This window comes from Polaribacter sp. Z014, from assembly GCF_023555435.1.
In the GTDB taxonomy this organism is placed as follows: domain Bacteria; phylum Bacteroidota; class Bacteroidia; order Flavobacteriales; family Flavobacteriaceae; genus Polaribacter.
Map to the genome: position 1 here is coordinate 1 of NZ_JALCZP010000086.1, position 1,151 is coordinate 1,151.

A 1,151-nucleotide genomic window follows, 5' to 3' on the forward strand; every position below is an offset into this window, starting at 1 on the left:
AACTCTCCATAAGTAACCGTTACATTCGCTATATTAGATACATTTCCTTCTGCATCTTCTACTGTATAAGTAATCGCTGTTGGATCTGTAGTAAATCCTACTTCTGGGGTAAACGTTAAGACTCCTGATCCATCTACACTCCAAACTCCTTCTCCAATTACTGTTAAAGTTGTCTCTTGTGTTAATGGACTTGATGGATCTAAATCAATCGTTCCTGGTACAACTGTATCTCCATTGGTATCATCGGATACTATGTTAAAGATTGCTGGATTTCCTACTGTATTTCCTGCACTTGTATTGTCTTCTGCAACCGGTACATAATCGATTGTTACCGTAGCATCATTAGATACATTGCCATCATTATCCTCTACATTATAACTAATAACCGTTGGGTCTTCGGTAAAGGTTGGTAATGGTGTAAATGTAATTGCTCCTGTTGTTTCGTTTACACTCCATGTTCCTTCATTTGGAACCGTAAAACTCGTAACATCGCCATTTGCATCAATAACCTCACTTGTCGCTCCTACTGGAGTAACTAAACTTACAGTCATCACATCAATCATTCCATCAGGATCTGAATCCTGTCCTAATGTTCCTGGTATTGGGTCTAATGTTACTGCGCCTTGTGCATTTGCTAAATCTTCATCTGCTACTGCAGTTGGTGATTGAATTACATAATCTACTGTTACAGTTGCGGTATCTGTTAATCCGGTTTGTGTCTCTATTAACGTATACACAATTGGCGTTGGATCATTCGTGAATCCTGCTTCTGGACTAAAAGTCAAGTCATCAGTTGTTGGATCATATGTCCAAGTTCCTTCTCCTGAAACAACCAATGTCAATGGATCATTATCTCCATCTGTGTTGTTTGGATCAATACTGATAACGGCATTTCCGGTTCCCGGTGTTGTATCTACAACACTTCCATCACTCAACGTATCATCTGATGAAATATCAGTTAATACTGCATCCGTTCCAGTTACCTGATTCGAAACACTATCATCTGTTGCAACTGGTGGTAACTCGCCATAAGTAACCGTTACATTTGCAATATTCGATACATTTCCTTCTGCATCTTCTACTGTATAAGTAATCGCTGTTGGATCTGTTGTAAAACCTACTTCTGGCATAAAAGTTAATACTCCTGCTCC

The 1,151-nt window shown here is 39.1% G+C and carries 1 protein-coding gene; it reads right to left on the reverse strand.

The genetic code is table 11. The annotated features are described in order from the left end of the window. A partial coding sequence (locus MPF19_RS19020) for an Ig-like domain-containing protein (RefSeq protein WP_249989851.1) occupies positions 1-1,151 on the reverse strand: 1,151 nt, incomplete at both ends.